1 protein-coding gene is annotated in these 358 nt (G+C 52.8%); it reads left to right on the plus strand.

The window, feature by feature from the left end:
- Positions 1 to 135: 135 nt before the first annotated feature.
- Positions 136 to 358: hypothetical protein (locus CWC28_RS22445; RefSeq protein ID WP_212746839.1), on the plus strand; the 223-nt coding region annotated here is incomplete at its 3' end.

The raw sequence follows: 358 nt of genomic DNA on the forward strand, positions 1-358 counted from the left end.
ACGGTTACGTCAACATCCGCCCTGATCATGGTCATGGTCATGGTCATGGTGATCGTGGGTATTGCCGGGGGATTGTTGTAGCCGGGGTCTAAGGTGCAACGGAACCAAAAGCCATGATAAGGTTCTCGTCAGCGCTTGACGTTAAAACCCGATCTCAATCTCGACGTCTTTCCCCTTGCCCTTCTCCAGCGTGTCCTGAAGCGCCGCTTCCAGCGCCTATTCTGGGCCTTTTCCACCTGCTTTAAAGTAAGAAGTCTTGGGGGCTTGCCCCCGAGTACAACAGAGGCGGTGGGTACTTTCATCGAAAGTTTTGCGAAAGGCAAAGGGCAAAGATCATCTGCTACCAAAATGGGCAGGT

This window comes from Pseudoalteromonas sp. S4492 (genome assembly GCF_005886115.1).
GTDB classification, from domain to species: Bacteria; Pseudomonadota; Gammaproteobacteria; order Enterobacterales; family Alteromonadaceae; genus Pseudoalteromonas; species Pseudoalteromonas gelatinilytica.